The sequence below is a fragment of the Streptomyces silvae genome (genome assembly GCF_016745505.1).
GTDB lineage: Bacteria > Actinomycetota > Actinomycetes > Streptomycetales > Streptomycetaceae > Streptomyces > Streptomyces silvae.
Map to the genome: position 1 here is coordinate 14,751 of NZ_JAERUC010000069.1, position 19,462 is coordinate 34,212.

The window sequence follows — 19,462 nt, forward strand, 5'->3', positions numbered from 1 at the left end:
GCCGTACGGGGGATGACGCCCCGTACGGACAATGGGAGGAACGGGAACCCGGATGCGGGCATCGGCCAACAGGAGGTGACCGAGCCCGCCTCAGCAAGGGATGCCCATGAGCCCAGGAGCCGACCGGTGAGCGCCCCGCCGGGGTTCGAAGCACGGGAGGTCCCCGTCGCCGCCGACGAGCACACCGAGTCCGACGCCTCGGTCGTGCGGCGTTCCCTGGAGGATCCGGACGCCTTCTCCGTGCTGTTCGACCGGTACGCCGACGACATCCACCGGTACGCGGCCAGGCGGCTCGGCACCGAGGCGGCCGACGACCTGATGGCCGAGACCTTCGTGATCGCCTTCCAGCAGCGTCGTAGGTACGACCTGTCGAGGCCGCAGGCGCGGCCCTGGCTCTACGGCATCGTCACCAACCTCGTGGGAGGGCACCGCCGCGCCGAGGCCCGGCGGCTGCGGGCGCTGTCACGCGCCGCGTCCACCGCCCCGGGCGGGGACGCCGAGCCGCTGGCGGACCGGGTGGCCGCCCGGGTCAGCGCCGAGGGTGTCCGGGCCGAACTCGCGGGCGCACTGGCCGCGTTGCCCGCCCGCTACCGGGACGTGCTGCTGGTGGTCGCCTGGGGCGACCTGGACTACGCGGAGGCGGCCGAGGCGCTGGGCGTCCCCGTGGGCACCGTACGGTCGCGGCTGCACCGGGCCCGGAAGAAGCTGCGCGAGGCGCTGGGCGGTTCCGACCCCACCCGCCCGCACGACGACCACGAGGAGCCCGGCCATGGATGACCTCAGCGCGCTGCGGGAGCTGGAGGCCGAGGTGCCCGCGCTCACCGGGGAGGCCCGCGCCGCGGGCCGCGCCCGGCTGGCCCGCGCCATGGCCGAGGAGACCCGCCGGACGCCCTCCCGTGCCGTGCCCCGGCGGCTGGTCCTGCGGGCGGGCTTCGCCGCGACGGCGGCCGCCGCGGTGGCCGCCGTCGTCGTCGCCTCGGACGACCGGCCCGCACCGCGGATGACCACGCTCTCCGCGGCCCAGGTGCTGCGCCGGGCGGCCGACCGGACCCGCGCCGAGGGCGGCGGAGTGCCGGTGCCGCGCGGCGACCAGTACCTCTACGCCAAGGAGGTCTCCACGCGGATCCCGCTCAAGGGCGGGAAGCGGACGACGCACACCGACGAGTACTGGATCTCCGTGGACGGCTCCCGGCTCTCCCGGTACGTCTACGACGGGCGGACCAAGGACGAGCCGCCGTCGGCGCACAGCGTCCGGTGGCCGCCCACCGAGTACGCCAAGCTGGCCGAGCTGCCGACCGACCCGGAGAAGCTGCTCGCCCTGTTCGACGCGAGCGGCTCCCGGGGGGACGCGGCCTACATGGACCTCTGCCTGCTGATGCGCGGTCCGCGCGTCATGCCGCCGGGGCTGCAGGCCGCCGCGTTCGAGGCCCTCGCGCTGCTGCCCGGCATCGTGCTGGACGCCGACGAGGTGGACGCCCTCGGCCGGCACGGCATCGGTGTCTCGTATCCAGGGATGTCGTTCGGCCCCGTCTTCGAACGGAGTACGTACGCCTACCTCGGCATGCGCATGGAGGGCGTCAGGGGGGCGAAGCCGGTGGGCGGGGAGCTCAAGGGCGGCGCGAAGTACACCGAGGTCAAGGGCCTCGTGAAGTCCGGCGTCGTGGACGAGATCGGGCAACGGCCCCACTAGGACCGGGGGCAGGCCCGGTCGGGGGGCCGGGCCTGCTTCCCCCGCACGCCCCCGCATGCCCTTTCCGTACGCGCTTCCGGCACGTTACCGAAGCGTAACTTACCGACGAGTTACCTGAGGTAACCCCGCGGTGCTAGCTTGCGCTGACCTTCATCGGAGCAGAGCGAGGAGTGAGCCGTGAGTCCGCGCAAGATCACCCGTTCGAGCTCGACCGTGAACACCCCCCACCTTCCGGAACCCCGTCGGCCGGGACGCCGCACGGGGCGCCTGCTGACCGCTGTCACCGGTCTGGGTGCCGCCGTCGCCTGCCTGGGCGCCGCCGTCGTACCGGCGTCGGCCGCCGACAGTGCCTCCGCCGGACCGGAGCCGGTGGTCTCCCGAGGGGTGACCATCCCCGCCTTCTACAACCCGCCGGCGCAGCTGCCCTCCGCCGACGGATCCCTCGTCCGTACGGAGCCGCTGCCCCTCGGGCTGAGCCTCCCCGGCCTGGACGGCCGCCGGCTGCCCGGCACCGCGACACGGCTGATGTACAAGTCCACCGACGCGGGCGGCGGCCCCGTCGCCGTCACCGGCGCGTACATCGAACCGGCCGCCGCGTGGAAGGGCGGCGGGCCCCGCCCCCTGGTGGCGCTGGCCTCGGGGACCATGGGCCAGGGCGACCAGTGCGCCCCCTCGCTCTCGCTCCAGAACCCGCTGACCATTGGCGAGGGCACGGTCTCCATCGGGTACGACAACCTCGCGGTCTACCGCTTCCTCGCCGCCGGTGCCGCCGTCGTCGTCACCGACTACGCCGGCCTCGGCACGACCGACCGGCTCCACACCTACGTCAACCGCGTCGACGAGGGCCACGCGCTCCTGGACGCGGCCCGCGCCGCCCGCTCCGTCACGGGCGCCTCGGTCACCTCCGCCTCGCGGGTCGGCCTCTACGGCTACAGCCAGGGCGGCGGCGCCAGCGCCTCGGCCGCCGAGCTTCAGTCCTCGTACGCACCCGACGTCAATCTGGCTGGCACCTACGCGGGGGCCCCGCCCGCCGACCTCACCGAGGTCATGAAGGGCATCGACGGCAGCGCCCTGGCCGGCGCGCTGGGCTGGTCGATCAACGGCTTCGCCCAGTCCGACCCGTCCCTGGAGGCGGTCGTCGAGGCGAACACGAACGACGTGGGCAAGGCCGCGCTGAAGGACACCTCGACCATGTGCGTGGGCGACGCGATCCTCGGCTACGGCTTCACCAACAGCAAGAAGTGGACCGCGAGCGGCAAGCCGATCGCCGACATCATCGCGGCCGAACCAAAGCTCCAGGCGATCCTCGCCCAGCAGCGCATAGGCAACCTGAAGCCGACCGCCCCGGTGCGGCTGGCGACCGGGGTGCAGGACGACATCGTCGGTCACAAGCAGGCCAGGCAGCTCGCGGTGGACTGGTGCCGCAAGGGCGGCGACATCACGTACGAGGCCGTCCTGCTGCCCAACCTCGGCGACAAGCTCCTCACCAACCACCTCGCCCCGCTCCTCACCGACCAGGGCAGCGCCATCTCCTGGCTGACCGACCGGCTCGCCGGCAAGAAGACCACCTCCAACTGCTGGTCGATGCCGGTCCAGCCCTGACCCTCCCGTCCCGTGACCCCTGAGGCCGCGGCGCGTCCGTTCCCCGGATGCCGCCGCGGCCTCGCGTATCTTCACGCATGCGTTGCGAGGGGGAGCTGCGCCCCGGGTGACCGACCCGTAGTCTGGTTATTGGACTAGACCTGTAGTCCGCAGCCGCTCCGAAGGATGGGAACACCATGAGCAACCGTGCACTCCTGGAGGTGATCGCTCTCGACGCGGAGGACGCGGTCGCGGCGCAGGCGGGCGGTGCGGACCGCCTCGAACTGGTCACCGACATGGCGGCCGACGGACTGACGCCCCCGCTCGCCACCTTCGAGGAGATCCGGGACGCCGTACGGATCCCGCTGCGGGTCATGCTCAGGATCGCGGACGGATTCGCCGCCGGTGACATCGACGTCCTCGTCGAGAAGGCCCGCGCGCTACGCGCCGCCGGGGCCGAGGAGTTCGTCCTGGGCTTCCTCGACCAGGACGGCCACGCCGACCTGGTGGCCGTCGAGCGGATCGTCGCCGAGCTGAACGGCTGCCCGTGGACCTTCCACCGCGCCATCGACCGCGCGACCGACCGTGACGTCCTGCGCAAGCACCTCGCCGACCTGCCCGGCCTCGACACCTTCCTCACGGCCGGCTCGCCGGACGGCGTCGACGCGGGCATGGACACGCTGCTCGACGAAGCGGCGCGCGCGGAACTGCCCGGCTACGAACCGCGGATCATGGTGGGCGGCGGCCTGCGCCTGGACCACCTGCCACGGCTGCGCGCCGCGGGCATCGGGGCCTTCCACATCGGAGGGGCGGCCCGGCCGAACGGCTGGAGCGGCCCGGTGGACGCCGCAGCCGTACGGGAATGGCGCACGGTGCTCGACAGCTGACGGCCCCGAACCGGCCGACGTCGAGGAGCAGCAGGTGGTGACCCCGCTCCGGCGGGGGTCACCCGTTCCCCCACTCCGGGGTGCCGTGGCGGTGGGACCGGCTTTGAATGCTGAGTGTCCCAGGTGCCCGGCCACGACCCGGAGTCCCCATGCCACTGCACCAGTCCACCCATGGCTCCGGCGCGGGGCCGGCCCGGGGCGGTGCCCTGCGTGCGACCGGGGAGTGGTGCGCCCGGCACTTCGTGATCGTCCTCGTCCTGTGGCTGGCCGCGCTCGTCGCCCTCCAGGTCGCCCAGCACGCGTTCGGCGGTGACTACTCGGACGACTTCTCCGTCCCGGGAACCCAGTCGCAGAAGGGCCTCGACGTCCTGGAGGCACACGCACCCTCGGCGGGCGGCTACAGCAGCCAGGTGGTGGTGCACGACGCGGACGCGTCCCTCAGCGGTCTGAGCAGCCAGATGTCGACGGCCGTCGGCAGCCTCCAGAAACTCCCCGACGTGCTCTCCGTCCAGAACCCGCTGACGGCGCAGAGCAGCAGCGGCGGCCCGGACGTGGGGCCGCTCTCCAGCGACGGGAGGACGGCGTACATCACCGTCCGCTTCGGCGTGCAGCCCTCCACCCTGGGGTCCGGCTACCTCCACGGGGTGGACTCCGCCGTCCAGCCGCTGCGGGCGGCCGGCGCGGACGTCGAGTACGGCGGCCCGCTCGGCGAGCTCGCCCGGCCCGAGGCGAACGACCGCACCAGTGAGGCCATCGGTTTCGGGGTGGCCGTCCTCGTGCTGCTGATCGGCTTCGGCAGCCTGGTGGCCGCCCTGCTGCCGCTGGTCACGGCCCTGATCTGCGTCGTCTGCGGACTGGCCCTGCTGGGGCTGCTGGCCGCCGCGACGACCTTCGCCACCGTGTCACCGACCCTGGCCACGATGATCGGGCTCGGCGTCGGCATCGACTACGCCCTGTTCCTGGTCACCCGGCACCGCCAGAACCTCATGGACGGCAGGGACCCGGTGTCCGCCGCCGGCTCCGCCACGGCCACCAGCGGACGGGCCGTGCTGCTCTCCGGCTGCACCGTGATCATCGCCCTCTGCGGGCTGTGGGTCTCCGGCATCGGCTTCATCGGCAAACTGGGCCTGGCCGCAGCCGTCACCGTCGTCACGGCCGTGCTGGGCGCCCTCACCCTCGTACCGGCCGTGCTGGGGCTCATCGGCAGGCGCGTCGACCGCATCCACGTCCGCAAGCCGGTCGCCGAGACGGACGCCGGGCCCGGGCAGGACGCGCACGGCCCCTGGCACCGCTACGCGCGACGGGTGGAGCGCCGCCCCTGGTGGTTCCTGGCCGGCGGGGTGGTCGTCCTGGCGGTCCTCTCCTTCCCGGCCTTCTTCATGCAGCTCGGCCACATCGGGGACGGCGCCGACCCCAGGTCGTTCACCGACCGGCGCGCGTACGACCTGATGTCCTCGGTGTTCGGGCCCGGATCGAACGGTCCGCTGACGCTCGTGATCGACCAGAGCGGGGTCCCGGGGAGCGACCGGTCCGCGCTGCTGACGCAGGCCCAGCAGTCCCTGACGAAGGTGCCGGACGCCTCGTACATCACCCCGCTCACCGCCACCTCGGACGGCGACGTCCTCACGGCCACCGCGTACTCCGTCGCCGCACCGCAGGACGGCAGGACCACGAGTCTGGTCAACCACCTGAAGGACGACGTGCTGCCCGACGCGGTCTCCGGCACCGGCGCCCACGGTTACGTCACCGGCACGACCGCCGCGCAGGTGGACTTCCTCGACATCGTCTCCAGCAGACTGCCCCTGATCATCGCCGTCGTCGTCGGCCTCGCCCTCCTGGTGATCCTGGCCGTCTTCCGGGGCGTGCTCGTCGCCGTCAAGGCGGCCGTGCTCAACGTGCTGTCGATCGCCGCCTCGTACGGGGTCGTCGTGGCGGTCTTCCAGTGGGGCTGGGGCGGGCCCGCCCTGGGCGTGTCCGGCGACGTACCGATCGAGAGCTACGTGCCGATGATGATGTTCGCCATCGTCTTCGGCCTGAGCATGGACTACGAGATCTTCCTGCTGTCCCGGATCCACGAGGCGTGGCTGCGCACCCGGGACCCCCGGGCGAGCGTCGCCCACGCGCTGGAGATCACCGCCCGGGTCATCACCTGCGCCGCACTGATCATGGTTAGCGTCTTCGCCGCCTTCCTCATCAGCGACAACATCGTCGTCAAGATGCTCGGGCTCGGCCTCGCGGCGAGTGTGCTCATCGACGCCACCGTCGTACGGCTGCTGCTGGTGCCCGCCGTGATGACGCTGCTCGGCCGCGCCGCCTGGTGGACCCCGCGGTGGCTGGACCGGATCCTGCCGCACCTCGACGCGGAGGGGGACGCCGGGGCCGGGAGATGAACCCCGGCCCCGGCGCCCCTCCGTGGCACTGCCGTCAGCCGTTCCGTCCGGCCTCACGGCGCCGGCGCCGGCTCTGCGCCACCGCACCCGCGCCGAACACCAGGGCGGCGCCCGTCAGGGAGAGGGCCGTCGCGGCGGGCAGATAGCCGGTCGAGGAGTCCTCGGCGGAAGCCACCAGACCGGCCTCACCGGCCGCCGCCGTGTGCTCGGCGTGCTCCGCGTGGACCGGGTCCGCCGTGATCCCGGCCTTCTCCGCCTTCTCCGCCAGCTCGGCCGCCGAGAGCTGACCGCCCTTCATGCCGGTGACCTCGCCGTTGCCGCCGTCGAAGGCGATGTCGGAGCAGGAGTAGAAGTTCTCCTGGCTGTCCGAGCGGATCCAGTGGATGAACAGCATGTGCTTGCCTGTCCTGCCCTGCGGGAGCTGGAGGTCCCAGTAGTAGTTGCCCCCGTCCGAGCCCGCCCCACCCGACTGCGGCGGGTTGTTCACGGTCTGGGTGAGCGTCAGGTCGTCCCAGGCCAGCGGCTGGTCCGGCGTCCAGCCGTCCTTGGTGAGGTAGACGTCGAACTTCCCCGGGTGGGCGGCCCAGTTGCTGTACTTCACCTGGATCGTGGAGCCCGCGGTCAGATGCGTCGTCGGCCAGTCGCTGCGGGCCGCGTTGTACGAGGAGAAGTTGTACGGGCCGTTGTGGCCGCCGCTGCACAGCTCGCCGTCCGGGATGTAACCCTTGGTCCGGCCACCGCCGTTGGAGTCCAGGACGCCGAACCAGTTGTACAGCGGGGTGGTGCCGGTCTGCGCGACCGCGGCGGCGCACGCCGGGTTGGACGGGGTCTGGTTCCCGCTCGCGATCATGTCCTTGTAGCACAGGTAGCTGCGTGAGCCCGGCTCCATGGCGACGCCGTGGGCCGACGCGGGGGAGGGCAGGCAGGCCAGGGTGAGGCCCAGGAGGCCCGCGCCCAGGAGGCTCAGCACGCGGGGTGCGCGGCGCGTCGTCGTCCTGCTCCGGAGGGTGGTTCGCATAGCCATGAGGTTGATCTCCTCTGGGGGGATGAAGGAGAGTGCGAAGGTGGTGTGGGAGCGCTCCCAAAAACGTAGCGCGCGTCGGGAGGTCTGTAAACGCTCCGTGCACGGGGAACCACAACTTCCCCCGGAGTGGCTGGACTTGGCCGGTCACTCCGGGGGATCCCGGCGTCCTGCGAGCCTAGGCCAGCTGCTCCGGGAGGTCCGCCGCGTGCAGCACGATCAGGCCCGAGACCGCACGGGTCAGGGCCACGTACAGACGGCGCAGGCCGGTGCGCTCGTCGGGCTCTCCGTCGACCACGGCCGCCGGTTCGTCCAGCACCACGTAGTCGTACTCCAGGCCCTTGGCCAGCGAGGCCGGGACCAGCGTCAGCCTCGACGCGGCGGTCGTCTCCTCGCCCGGGGAGAGGCAGGCGTGACCCGCCGCCGCGAGCGCCGCCGCCAGGGCCGGGATCCGGGCGTCGGCGGCGATCAGGCCGATCGAGCCCTCGTGGTGCAGCGACTCCTCGCACGCCGCGACCACCGCCGCCTCCAGCTCTGCCGCCGCCACCTCACGCACCGCGAGGGAGCCGGGCGCCTCACGCACCGACTCCACCGGGGTGAGACCGGGCGAGATCGCGGGGAGCAGCCGGGAGGCGTACGCGATCACCTCGCGCGGCACACGGAAACCGGCCGTGAGCTCCTCCACCACCGCGTCCGCCTTGCCCAGATGGAACAGCGCCTGCTCCCAGCTGCCCGTCGACCACGGCGTCGTCCCCTGCGCCAGGTCGCCCAGCACCGTCGCCGAACCGGTCGAACAGCGGCGGCCCACCGCGCGGTACTGCATCGGCGACAGGTCCTGCGCCTCGTCGATCACGACATGGCCCAGCGAGTGCGTCCGTGCCACCAGATCGGCCGCCTCGTCGATCAGGACCGCGTCCGCCGCCGTCCACCGCGCCGCCTTCACGCTGCGGGCGGGCTTCGCCATCAGGATCTGCTTCTGCTCGTCGTCGCCGAGGATCCCCTCCGCGTGCGCGGCCAGGAACTCCGCGTCCGTCAGCAGCCGCAGCACCAGCTTCGCCGGGTCCACCGCCGGCCAGACCGCCTTCACGGCCGCCTTCACCGCGGGGTTACGGGCCACCGCGTTCTGCACCCGGTCGTCGGGGGCCTCGCCCGCCTCCTCCATCCGTACGAGAACGGCGTGGGCGATGCGCTGCGGCAGGGCCTCGTGGGCGGCCCCGTACCGCATGTCACGGGCCAGGAGCTCGGCGGTCATCTCCTCGACCTCGTACGCCGGGACCCGCCAGCGGCGGGAGCCGCGCACCACCACGACCGGCTCCACCGGGGGCGTCACATGCGAACGGATCGCCCGCCGCAGGACCTCCGCCATCCGGGCGTCGCCCTTGATCACCGCGGCGGCGGACTCGTCCGTACCGCGCACCTCGACCCGCGCCGCCACCAGGTCCTCCACGGTGGCCTGCTGCACCTCCAGCTCGCCGAGCGCGGGCAGGACCTGCTCGATGTAGTGGAGGAACGACCGGTTCGGGCCGACGACGAGCGTCCCGGTGCGGGCCAGGCGCTCCCGGTGCGCGTACAGGAGGTAGGCGACACGGTGCAGGCCGACGGCCGTCTTCCCGGTGCCCGGGCCTCCCTGGACGCAGACCGTGCCGCCCAGATCGCTGCGGACGATCTCGTCCTGCTCCGGCTGGATCGTCGCCACGATGTCGCGCATGGGGCCCACGCGGGGCCGCTCGATCTCGGCCTGGAGGAGCTTGCTGGTCTGCTCGGTCTCCGACGGGTCGGTGAGGTACTCGTCCTCGTACGCGGTCAGCTCGCCGCCGGTGTAGCCGAAGCGGCGGCGGTGGTCGACGTCCAGCGGGTTGTTCCTGGACGCCTGGTAGAAGGGCTGGGAGACCGGCGCGCGCCAGTCGATGACCATCGGGTCGCCGTGGGCGTCGTGGACGTGGCGGCGCCCGATGTAGAACCGCTCCCCCTCGCTGCCCTCCGCCTTCTCGGCGCCGACCACGTGCAGATAGTCGAGGCGGCCGAAGAACAGCGGGGTGTGGCTGAGGTCGGCGAGCGCCTTGATGCGGTCGTCGATCTGCGACTGGAGGACCGCGGCGTTGACCCAGTTCGCGGTGACGTCGCGGATGTCGAGTGCCTGCACGTCCTCGCGCATGGCGCGCAGGGCGGCACGGGAGGCGGCGAGGTGCGCCCGCTCCCTGACCAGTGGATTGCTTGACTCTTCGTGCGCGGGCACGGTGTTGCCTCCGGCTTTTCGACGCAGGACGGCGGACAGGGCTCACCGCCCGGTCCGCTCGGGGACGTTCACACACGGATGCGCACGCGGGGTGCGCGTGCGGCGTTTGTCGGCCGGTTTCCGTCCGGTCGGCGGCGCTCCCCCGGCTGCCGGCCGCTCGAAGGGCTGGCCGGTACCACGGTGCGGGAGGCGGGCAGACCGGCGATTGTATCGACCGCCGTGGCCGGGAGCGAACGAATTGTTCCCGGCCCGCGCCGTCCGGTGCCGGCTACCGGCCGCCGGACCCGTCCCGCTGCGACTCCTGGAAGTCGACGACGGCCTCGCCGTGCCGGTCCGCCCACTCCGTCAGGGCCGCGATGGGCACCACGAGCGTCCGGCCGAGCTCGGTCAGGCTGTACTCGACCCGCGCGTCCTCGTACACATGGCGCTCGACGAGGCCGTAGCCCTGGAGCTTGCGCAGTGTCTGGGTGAGGACCTTGCGGGAGATGCCGCCGATGAGCCCGACGAGTTCGCCGTGCCGGCACGGCCGGCGGCTGAGCGCGAAGACCACGACGACGGCCCACTTGTCGGCGATGATCTCGATCGCCAGCCGGGCCGGGCAGTCGGCGAGGAAGACGTCTCCGGCCGGGTGGCTCATGGAAGGGAAGGTACCAGGAGGTACCTGGCCGCTCAGTAATTTCGTTGGTGTGCGGGCGGAACCGGCCCCCGGAGCCGCACCCAGCCACCCACCGAGAGAAGGACGGGTCACACCCATGCCACGAGTCGTCGTGTTCGACAGGACCGGAGCCCCGGACGTCCTGCACCTCGTCGATGAACCGCTCGACGAGCCCGGCACCGGCGAGGTGCGGATCAGGATCGAGGCCGCCGGCGTCAACCGGCTCGACCAGATGATGCGCGCCGGCCACTACCCCGGGCCGGTCCGGCTGCCGCACGCCCGCCTGGGCTGCGAGGGAACCGGCACCGTCGACGCCGTGGGCCCCGGCGTCGAGGGGATCGCGGCCGGCGACGCGGTCATCATCACCGCCGTGCCCGCGATGGACCTCAACGGGACCTACGCCGAATACACCACCGTGCCGGCCGCATCCGTCGTCCCGCGGCCCGCCGGCCTCGACGCCACCGCGGCCGCGGCCCTCTGGGTGGCGTACTCCACCGCCTACGGCGCGCTCGTCGAGAAGGCCGCGACCCGGCCCGGTGACCACGTCCTGATCACCGCCGCATCCAGCGCCGTGGGGCTGGCCGCGATCCAGGTCGCCCGCCAGCTCGGCGCCGTGCCCCTGGCGGTCACCCGCAGCGGCGCGAAGAAGGACGCCCTGCTCGCCGCCGGCGCGGAAGCCGTCATCGCCACCGACCGGGACGACGTGTCCGAGGCAGCCCACCGGCACACGGGCGGGGCCGGCGCCGACATCATCCTCGACACCGTCATGGGACCCGGCCTGGCGGACCTGGCCAAGGCGGCCAAGCCCGGCGGGACCCTGGTCACCGCGGGCTGGCTGGACCCCCGGCCCGCGTCGTTCCCGATGAACTGGCCGCTGACGATCATCGGTTACGCGAGCTTCGAGCACACGCTGGACCCCACGGTGGTCCGCCGCATCGCCGCGTTCCTGGAGGCCGGTCTGCGCACGGGGGCGCTACGGCCCACCGTCGACCGGGTGTTCGGCCTCGACGACATCGTCGCCGCGCACGCGTACCTGGAGGAGGGCCATCAGGTCGGCAAGATCGTCGTCACCGTCTGATCGAGGAAGGCGCGGCGGGCGTCCGTCCCGTAGGGGAGGGGTCCCCCTTTCGGCCGACTCGCAGCCCCGCACACTTAGGCCGGTCGGCCGATGCCGGGGCCCGGGCGGGCGGAGCACCATGGAATACATGAGCACCGTTTACCTGAACCCCCGCAGGACCGGCCCCGCGCACGGCGCGACCGCGGCCACCGGTCACCCCCGCAGCCACCGCGTGGGAAACGCGGTACGCGCCGTGTCCGTCTTCGCCCGCACCGCGTTCGGGGTGGCCGTCCTCGGCGAGTACGCGGAGGAGGCGGGCGTCGTCCGCCGCCACCGCTGAGCCCGCCGGGGCCGGCCCGCCCCGCCTTTGTCCGCTTCCCTTGTCAGCTCTCCGTCAGCAGCTCGTCCGCGTCGACGATCCGGTACGCGTAGCCCTGCTCGGCCAGGAACCGCTGGCGGTGCGCCGCGAAGTCCTGGTCGATCGTGTCGCGCGCGACCACCGAGTAGAACCGCGCCTCGTGCCCGTCCGCCTTCGGCCGCAGCACCCGGCCCAGCCGCTGTGCCTCCTCCTGGCGTGAGCCGAAGGTCCCCGAGACCTGGATGGCGACTGTCGCCTCCGGCAGGTCGATCGAGAAGTTCGCGACCTTCGACACGACCAGCACGCTGATCTCGCCCTGACGGAACGCCTCGAACAGCTTCTCCCGCTGCGCGTTGCTCGTCTCGCCCTTGATCACCGGGGCGTCCAGGTGCTCGCCGAGCTCGTCCAGCTGGTCGATGTACTGCCCGATGACGAGGGTCTGCTCGCCCTGGTGCTTGCGTACGAGCGCCTCGGTGACCTTCCGCTTCGTCGCCGTCGTCGCGCAGAACCGGTACTTCTCCTCGGCCTCGGCGGTCGCGTAGGCCAGCCGCTCCGAGTCCGTGAGGTTGACGCGGACCTCGACGCAGTCGGCGGGCGCGATGTAGCCCTGCGCCTCGATCTCCTTCCACGGGGCGTCGAACCGCTTGGGCCCGATGAGCGAGAACACGTCCGACTCGCGGCCGTCCTCGCGCACCAGCGTCGCGGTGAGCCCGAGGCGCCGGCGGGCCTGGAGGTCGGCGGTGAACTTGAAGACGGGCGCGGGCAGCAGGTGCACCTCGTCGTAGATCACGAGCCCCCAGTCCCGGGAGTCGAACAGCTCCAGGTGCGGGTAGATCCCCTTACGGCGGGTGGTCAGCACCTGGTACGTGGCGATGGTGACCGGCCGGATCTCCTTGCGCGTACCGCTGTACTCGCCGATCTCGTCCTCGGTCAGCGAGGTCCGCTTCACCAGCTCGTGCTTCCACTGCCGGGCGGAGACGGTGTTGGTGACCAGGATCAGCGTGGTCGCCTTGGCCTCGGCCATGGCACCCGCCCCGACCAGCGTCTTTCCCGCGCCGCAGGGCAGGACGACGACACCCGAGCCGCCGTGCCAGAACCCCTCGACGGCCTGCTTCTGGTACGGGCGGAGCGCCCAGCCGTCCTGGGCGAGGTCGATCGGGTGCGCCTCGCCGTCGACGTAACCGGCGAGGTCCTCGGCCGGCCAGCCCAGCTTCAGCAGGGTCTGCTTGATCTGGCCGCGCTCGGAGGGGTGCACGGCCACGGTGTCCGGGTCGAGACGCGCCCCGACCAGCGGCTGGACCTTCTTCGAGCGGAGGATCTCCTCCAGCACCGGCCGGTCGTTGGACGTCAGCACCAGCCCGTGGACGGGGTGCTTGGACAGGGTGAGGCGGCCGTACCGCGCCATCGTCTCGGCGATGTCGACGAGGAGCGCGTGCGGCACGGGGTAGCGCGAGTACTCCACGAGCGCGTCGACGACCTGCTCGGCGTCGTGCCCCGCGGCGCGGGCGTTCCACAGGCCGAGCGGGGTCACCCGGTAGGTGTGGATGTGCTCGGGAGCACGCTCCAGCTCGGCGAAGGGGGCGATGGCACGACGGCAGGCCTCGGCCTGGTCGTGGTCGACTTCGAGGAGCAGCGTCTTGTCGCTCTGGACGATGAGGGGTCCGGTCACGCGCGGCGGCCCTTTCCTACGGGGGGTGGCCGCCCGGGTGCGAACAGCCAAACGTCCAGTGTGCCGCATCGGGGGCCTGAGCGGGGCGCTGCGCTGCCCGCACCTCACCACCCGAGATCGTCGCCGGCCGCGCGGCCGGGGCTACCGCTGGTTCGCCGGCAGCAGCGCCAGCACCGCGACGACCGCCCGATGGTCCGTACCCGGCACGGTGTGCTCGCCGACGGAGACCCCCGCCAGGCCGGAGCCGTGCAGGACGTGATCCAGCTGGACCAGGGGCGGGACGAGGGCGTGGCCGACGGGCCACGTGCGGGCCCATCCACGGCCGAGTTCGGCATGGGTGTCCGTGAGGCCGGCCGAGAGCAGCTTCCGCATGGGGCTGTGATCGAGGGAGGCGTTGAAGTCACCCAGGAACACGGTGTCCGGGCCGCTGCGCCGGGCCACGGAGGTCAGGGCGGCCATATCCCGTGACCAGCGCTTCGTGTCCCCGAGCGGGTAGTAGGTGTGGACGGCCACGAGCTGCACCGTGTGTCCGCCCACCGTGACCTCGGCGGTGGTCTGGGGCCAGGCGGTGTCGACATCCGTCGTGCCGCCGTCGGACAGCGGGTGCCGTGAGTAGAGGGAGGAGTCGTACTCGGGGTGGAGCTCCCGGTAGGGCATCAGCGCACCCAGGCCCGCCTCGTCGAGCGCGTCCACACCTGCCGACGGCATCTGCTCCACGGCGAGCACATCGATCCGCTCGGTGCGGATCAACTCCACCAGCGCACGGGCGTCGGCGCGGCCGCCGTCGGTGTTGACGGTGGCGACACGCAACTCGGCCGATCCTGCCGGCACGTGCTGGCGCGCAGGTACGAAGCGTGGTGCCAGCAGCGCTCCGTGGGCGACCACCACGGTCGTGAGCACGGCCAGGGCCCACCGCAACCGCAGAGCGGGAACAGCGGCCATCGCTCCCAGCACCAGCACACCGAGCACGGTCGACCAGGGAAAGAGCACCATGGGCATCGCGAACAGCGTTCCCGCGTCGAGTCCCGCCAGCCGAACGACGAGCAGAGTGGCGGGTGCGGCAGCCAGGACGCCACAGCCCAGCAGTGCCCATGCTCTTCCGCGCCGGCGGAGTGACCGCCGCCGGCCCGGGTAACTCCGTTTGTCGGTACGCGTGTTCGTCATTCGTCCTCGCTCCGGAGCCGTGCCCGGCGAGATGATCGTGATCTTTCGGTCGAGGCCTGCAAGATACCTTCACACGCCCTTGAAAATGATGACCCTCTTGTATGTACTGAGGTCTCACCGGCACAACGGCGTCGAGGCGGCGGGCGTGTATTCGAAGGTCCGTCCCGCTCCCGACGGCAGGGCCTGTTCGTCCTTCATGGGCAGCATCGACGGTGCCGTGTCCCGAACGCCGGTCATCGCGGCCAGGACGTCGGCCGAACATGCCTGGGGCCTCCGCAGGAGGAGCGCGTCACGATGCTGATCTCCACACGCGTGGGGGCGGCGGCCCAGGTCGCTCCTGCCCCTCGCCCGGGTCACCCCGTTCACCTGCGCGCCGTTACGCCGTCCGGCCCCGGAGCCCTGCGCGGCGCCGTGGGCGGCGACCTGGGACGGCTGTTACCCGGAGCGTCCCGGCCGGTGAGCTCCACTCAACACAAGACGAGAGGGCAACATGGCTGACGAGATGGTGCTTCGCGCCCAGAGGTTCATCAACACGACCTATGGAAACGGTGCGACACTCGGTATTTCCAAGCTTGCGGAGGACGGAAAGACCGGCTGGCCGGTCATGTACGCCCTGACCCGAGCGCTGCAGTACGAGATGGGCATCACCGCGCTGTCGGACGCCTTCGGGCCGGCGACGATGGCCGCCATCGCCTCCACGTACGGCAAGATCGACGAAACGAACATCCCGTCGGCCAACTTCTGCCGGATCATCCAGTCCGCCCTGTACTGCAAGGGCTACGACGGCGGCGAGATCGACGGTACGTACAACGACCGCGTGCAGGCGTCAGTCGCCGAGCTGCACCGGAACATGGGCGTGGACGGCACCTACCCGGGCAGCGCCTTGTGGCCGAAGACGGCCAAGGGTCTGTTCAACATGGACGCGTACACCACCGTCGGTGGCGGGTCGGACACCGTCCGTGCGATCCAGCAGTGGCTCAACGGCCAGTACGTCCTGCGCAAGGACTTCTACATCATCCCCTGTGACGGTTACCACTCCCGCGATGTCGCCAAGTCGATGCTGTTCGCCATCCAGTACGAACTCGGCATGGCGGACGGCGTGGCGAACGGTGTCTTCGGCCCGGGAACCCAGTCCGGCCTGAAGTCCCACACCGTCTCGACCTCCGTCAACGCGACCGGTGTGTGGGCACGGCTCTTCACCGCGGCCATGGTGCTGAACAAGAACGCCGTGGCGTTCGGGAGCTTCACCGAAGCGGTGCGCCAGGCCGTGGTGGGTTTCCAGGAGTTCTCCCGTCTTCCCGTCACGGGGGCAGGCGACTTCTCCACCTGGGCGTCCCTGCTCGTTTCCTACGGGGACCAGTCACGCAAGGGCACGGCCTGTGACGGCGTCACCCGGATCACTCCGGAGAAGGGCGCGGCGCTCAAGGCCGCCGGTTACGCGTATGTCGGCCGCTACCTCTACAACCCGTACCCCGACGGGGACCTCCCCGAGAAGCAGATCCAGACGGGCGAGCTGTACGACATCAAGGAAGCCGGGCTGCGCTGCTACCCGATCTATCAGACGTGGAGCCGCTCCGCCGACTACTTCAGCACCCCCCAGGGCACCAGAGACGCCGTCGAGGCCATCAACTGGGCCCGCTTCCACGGGTTCAAGGCCGGCACCGTCATCTACTTCGCGGTCGACTACGACGCGATGGACGGCGAGGTCACCTCGTACGTCATCCCGCACTTCCGCGCCGTCGCCCGGACCATCAACGAGAACTCCCAGTACCACGTGGGCATCTACGGCGCGCGTAACGTGTGCCAGCGTGTGGTCGACGCGGGCTACGCGTCCGTGTGCATGGTCTCCGACATGTCCAGCGGATTCTCCGGCAACCTCGGTTACCCGCTGCCCTCCAAGTGGTCCTTCGACCAGATATCCACCATCACCGTGGGTTCGGGCAGTGGATCCATCGAGATCGACAACAACATCGCCTCGGGCCGCGACACCGGCCAGGGGGACTTCGCCGCCCCCATCCCGTTCTACGGCATCGACACGGACCTCGACACGGACGCCTACCGTGCCTCGATGCTGACCGACGTCCAGACCTACCTGAAGTCGATCGGTGTCGCCGAGACCGGAGGGGACGGCTGGACGGACACGGACTGGGCAACCCTCGGGGGAATCTCCACCACCGAGGCCTACGACGCGGTCGTCGACACGGACGCGCTCTTCACCTCACTGGCCCGGACGCTGAAGATTCGCAAGGCCCTGATCCAGGCTCCGGTGATGTGGGAACTGCGCAAGCTCAATCCCCTCGACTTCGTCGCCGACGCGGCTGTCCAAGCCGGTCAGAAGGATGACTGCAGTACCGGCTGGGGACAGATCTTCGCCAAGACAGCCATCATGGCCCGCAACTACTGCATCGGCGAAGGCATCATCAGCGGAACGGGCATGGACTACGACGACAAGGACGACCTGAAGACCGTGTGGGACAAACTCCACAACGACCAGGAGTACAACATACGTTCCGTCGCCTACACGCTGATCTTCAACGCGGAACTGCTCGGCATTCCGCGCCCGGACCTCACCAGCGACGACCACGTCGCCGAAGCCGTGCTGGGCCGCTACAACGGGACGGGCCCCGCGGCCGAGCAGTACGGAGCGGAACTGATGGGCCTGTACAGGGTTCTGGAGAACTACAACGCCCTCTCGCGTGCCGTGTGACGCGGGCACGTAAGGAAGTCGGAGAGATGACCGGACGGTGGCCCGCAGTCCTGGCGGCAAATCTGCTTCTCGGTATCCCCGCAGTGGTCCCGTTCTGGCTGCTGTGGTTTCTCGCGGCGAGCTGGGTGTCAGGTCCGCCGGCCGAGGAGAACGACGGAATGGCGCTCTGGCTGGTGATCGTCGTACCCGTCGTCGGCCTGTACGCCCTGCTCTGGTCGGCCGTCAACAGGCCGCTCGCCCGCCGAAGTTCGCTCACGCCCCGCACCTACTGGCTGCTCGGCGTCCTGGGCACTCTCCTGCCGACCACGGCACTCATCATCATTTACCCGTGAAGGGAATCGAAGACGTGAAGCTCGAAAAATCCGGGTTCTCCAGGCGAACCGTGCTGATCCAGGCCGGCGTCATCACCACCGCGGCGGCTGTGGCTTCTCTGACTCCGGGCGTGGCGACAGCCGCGACGGGCAAGGCGACGGCAAGTGAGCCGGCCGACCTGCCCACATCCGCCAACGGCTGGCCCCTGGTGGAGCAGGCGAACCATGTCTCCACCGTGTGGACCCGGCCCGTGCCCGGCACCGGACTGGACTTCGACGTCCGGATCGGGGACGCGGAAACCATTCTGCTCCATGTCATCCGACGTTTTCACTACGAAGTCGAGCAGCTTCATGGTGCCGGTCTGGCCGGCTGGCAGGCGATCGGCAGTGTGAACAAGAAGAGACCGGAATCGAATCTTTCCTCCGGTACGGCTGTGCGTATCCGCCCCGGTGCCGCTGCCCGGGGAAGCTTCTTCCCGCTCCAGGAAATCGTGCTGCGTGACATCCTCGCCGACTGCGAGGGAACAGTCCGTTGGGGCGGTGACGACTCCCAGGTCGACGAGTCGTTGTTCTACCTCGATCGCGGCCCCGACGATCCGCAGATCCGTCGACTGGCCACCAGACTCCGCAAGGGAGAAGTCACTCCGGGTCTCGGCGCCGGCAGTGCCGTGAACGTCATGGCGCGGTCCCGGCAGGAACGCGCCGGCCGCCTCGCCGCGGAACAGCGCAAGAGCTGAACCGCGTGCACGGCTGACCCCCTCAGGCCCCGGCGGCCGATCCGTCGGCGGCGTCGCTCCGGGCGGTCCACGCCGGGGCGGCGCCGACCAGCGAGTCGAGGCGTTCCAGACGCTGAGCGGTGCCGTCGTCGGTGGGCGTCATGACGATGATCCGTTCGCCCCGTGCCCGGTCCAGCCACAGGCTCTGGAACTGGACGTCGAGGGCGCCGACGCGCGGTGACACGTAGCGGCGCAGCTGGGTGCGGTCGCCCACGACTTCGTACGACTCCCAGTGCCGCACGAAGTCGGGCGACTCCTGGCGCAGACGGGTGATCAGCGCGTTCCACCGGGGGTCGTCGCGGTGTTCCGGCTGGCGGTTGCGGAGCTTCGCGGTGATCTCACGCAGGACGGTGTCCTCGTCGACCAGGCTGTTGCGCCAGCTCGGCTCGGTGAACATCAGCCAGGCGCAGTTGCGCTCCTCCACCGGGTACGCGTCCAGGTCGGCGAACAGGTACCGGTAGGTGCGATTGGCCGCGACCAGGTCGTAACAGTCGGTCTGCACGGCGGCCGGGTACGGCAGCAGCTTGGCCAGGACGGCGGTGTGCTCGGGGCGCAGGTCCATGGGCGGCCCCGGCTCGGGGGCCGTGCCGCGGCCCGCGAGCACCCTCAGGTGCCGGTGCTCGGCGGGGTCCAGGCGCAGGGCGCGTGCCACCGCGTCCAGCACCTGGTCGGACGCGTTCCTGGCGCGCCCCTGTTCGAGCCACGTGTACCAGGTGACCCCGACGCCGGCGAGCTGCGCGACCTCCTCGCGCCGCAGACCCGGTGTGCGGCGCCGCCCGCTCACGGGCAGGCCCACGTCACCGGGGGCGACGCGGGCGCGGCGGGCGCGCAGGAAGGCGCCGAGGGCGCTGCGGTCGGATGCCGAAGTGGTCACCACCCCAGTGTCATGCCTCGGTGCCGGTGGATCCAGGTAGTGCCGGTACCCCTATGAACAGGCTCCTGGTACCAGGATGGCGCGAG

General features: G+C 71.2%; 16 protein-coding genes. 10 read left to right on the forward strand and 6 right to left on the reverse strand.

From position 1 onward, the window contains the following. Positions 1-126: 126 nt before the first annotated feature. The 5 genes from JKV81_RS08965 (at position 127) to JKV81_RS08985 (ending at position 6,548) form a co-directional block, all read left to right on the forward strand. A complete protein-coding gene (locus tag JKV81_RS08965; RefSeq protein ID WP_307820504.1) occupies positions 127-777 on the forward strand; it encodes an RNA polymerase sigma factor in 651 nt (216 codons plus the stop codon). After that, the gene (locus JKV81_RS08970) at positions 770-1,690 is read left to right on the forward strand and encodes a CU044_5270 family protein (RefSeq protein WP_202075340.1); all 921 of its coding nucleotides are present in this window, start codon (positions 770-772) and stop codon (positions 1,688-1,690) included. The genes JKV81_RS08965 and JKV81_RS08970 overlap by 8 nt, the downstream gene beginning before the upstream one ends. 177 nt (positions 1,691-1,867) lie before the next feature. Continuing rightward, complete coding sequence (locus tag JKV81_RS08975; protein ID WP_202075341.1) at positions 1,868-3,292, forward strand: lipase family protein; 1,425 nt, start codon at positions 1,868-1,870, stop codon at positions 3,290-3,292. Positions 3,293-3,468: 176 nt separating this feature from the next. Further along, entirely contained in the window at positions 3,469-4,158 is a 690-nt protein-coding gene (locus tag JKV81_RS08980) for a copper homeostasis protein CutC (RefSeq protein WP_129264915.1), read from the forward strand. A gap of 149 nt (positions 4,159-4,307) precedes the next feature. Next, positions 4,308-6,548, forward strand: coding sequence for an MMPL family transporter (locus JKV81_RS08985; protein WP_202075342.1), 2,241 nt, complete (start codon positions 4,308-4,310; stop codon positions 6,546-6,548). A 34-nt stretch (positions 6,549-6,582) separates the two neighbouring features. Here the strand turns inward: JKV81_RS08985 and JKV81_RS08990 are convergent, their stop codons facing one another. From JKV81_RS08990 to JKV81_RS09000, 3 genes are all read right to left on the reverse strand, one after another. After that, positions 6,583-7,572 carry a lytic polysaccharide monooxygenase auxiliary activity family 9 protein gene (locus JKV81_RS08990; RefSeq protein ID WP_202075343.1) on the reverse strand — a complete coding sequence of 330 codons (990 nt, stop codon included), beginning with the start codon at positions 7,570-7,572 and terminating at the stop codon, positions 6,583-6,585. Positions 7,573-7,747: 175 nt separating this feature from the next. Next, positions 7,748-9,805 carry a HelD family protein gene (locus JKV81_RS08995; protein WP_202075344.1) on the reverse strand — a complete coding sequence of 686 codons (2,058 nt, stop codon included), beginning with the start codon at positions 9,803-9,805 and terminating at the stop codon, positions 7,748-7,750. A gap of 268 nt (positions 9,806-10,073) precedes the next feature. Next, positions 10,074-10,442: a winged helix-turn-helix transcriptional regulator gene (locus tag JKV81_RS09000; RefSeq protein ID WP_129264919.1), complete on the reverse strand. Its 369-nt coding sequence runs from the start codon at positions 10,440-10,442 to the stop codon at positions 10,074-10,076. A 115-nt stretch (positions 10,443-10,557) separates the two neighbouring features. On the opposite strand from JKV81_RS09000, the gene JKV81_RS09005 reads away from it, so the two are divergent. Next, on the forward strand, positions 10,558-11,538 hold the full coding sequence (locus tag JKV81_RS09005) for a zinc-dependent alcohol dehydrogenase family protein (protein ID WP_129264920.1): 981 nt from the start codon (positions 10,558-10,560) through the stop codon (positions 11,536-11,538). Positions 11,539-11,665: 127 nt separating this feature from the next. Further along, positions 11,666-11,857, forward strand: a complete 192-nt coding sequence (locus JKV81_RS09010; RefSeq protein WP_187281922.1) for a hypothetical protein — start codon at positions 11,666-11,668, stop codon at positions 11,855-11,857. Positions 11,858-11,900: 43 nt separating this feature from the next. On the opposite strand, the gene JKV81_RS09015 is transcribed toward JKV81_RS09010, so the two are convergent. Both JKV81_RS09015 and JKV81_RS09020 read right to left on the reverse strand, forming a co-directional pair. Continuing rightward, positions 11,901-13,544 carry a DNA repair helicase XPB gene (locus JKV81_RS09015; RefSeq protein WP_099174053.1) on the reverse strand — a complete coding sequence of 548 codons (1,644 nt, stop codon included), beginning with the start codon at positions 13,542-13,544 and terminating at the stop codon, positions 11,901-11,903. Between the two features lie 141 nt (positions 13,545-13,685). After that, positions 13,686-14,543: an endonuclease/exonuclease/phosphatase family protein gene (locus tag JKV81_RS09020; RefSeq protein ID WP_236055922.1), complete on the reverse strand. Its 858-nt coding sequence runs from the start codon at positions 14,541-14,543 to the stop codon at positions 13,686-13,688. A gap of 655 nt (positions 14,544-15,198) precedes the next feature. Here JKV81_RS09020 and JKV81_RS09025 point away from each other — a divergent pair. Genes JKV81_RS09025 through JKV81_RS09035 form a run of 3 tightly spaced genes read left to right on the forward strand, consistent with a single transcriptional unit; the run spans position 15,199 to position 18,463 of the window. Next, positions 15,199-17,415 (forward strand): glycoside hydrolase domain-containing protein, encoded by a 2,217-nt coding sequence (locus JKV81_RS09025; RefSeq protein WP_129264922.1) that lies wholly within the window; start codon positions 15,199-15,201, stop codon positions 17,413-17,415. 26 nt (positions 17,416-17,441) lie between these two features. Continuing rightward, on the forward strand, positions 17,442-17,747 hold the full coding sequence (locus JKV81_RS09030; protein WP_129264923.1) for a hypothetical protein: 306 nt from the start codon (positions 17,442-17,444) through the stop codon (positions 17,745-17,747). Continuing rightward, on the forward strand, positions 17,744-18,463 hold the full coding sequence (locus JKV81_RS09035; RefSeq protein WP_307820505.1) for a hypothetical protein: 720 nt from the start codon (positions 17,744-17,746) through the stop codon (positions 18,461-18,463). Before JKV81_RS09030 ends, JKV81_RS09035 begins: the two co-directional genes overlap by 4 nt. Before the next feature lie 22 nt (positions 18,464-18,485). On the opposite strand, the gene JKV81_RS09040 is transcribed toward JKV81_RS09035, so the two are convergent. Then, positions 18,486-19,376: a helix-turn-helix transcriptional regulator gene (locus tag JKV81_RS09040; RefSeq protein ID WP_202075345.1), complete on the reverse strand. Its 891-nt coding sequence runs from the start codon at positions 19,374-19,376 to the stop codon at positions 18,486-18,488. Between the last annotated feature and the right edge of the window lie 86 nt (positions 19,377-19,462).